Here is a 259-nt window from a genome sequence, read left to right on the forward strand (position 1 = left end):
CTTTCTTTGACGATCCTTTTTGAGATTCATGAGCTAAAATTAAATAGGGTTTGAATTTTAATAAGGCTACTTTATTTAAATTCACTGTATCAAATTGTTCTTTACCCTTTTTAACATCTTTAGTGTAATCGTACACTGTAGAAACACCTAAAACATCTTTTCCGAGACCTAATTCATAAAGAATTTCCTTATTACTTGGAATAAGCGAAACGATACTTTTGTATGAATGCTCTTTAGAATTGGAATAAGATTGATTAAT

The 259-nt window shown here is 28.6% G+C and carries 1 protein-coding gene; it reads right to left on the reverse strand.

Features of this window, described 5'->3' with window-relative positions:
- The coding region (locus tag F1592_RS13515) for a TroA family protein (protein ID WP_483883267.1) at positions 1 to 259 on the reverse strand (259 nt) is incomplete at both ends.

Origin of the sequence: Staphylococcus sp. GDX7P312P (assembly GCF_008385775.1) — a bacterium.
Classification (GTDB): Bacteria; Bacillota; Bacilli; order Staphylococcales; family Staphylococcaceae; genus Staphylococcus; species Staphylococcus haemolyticus.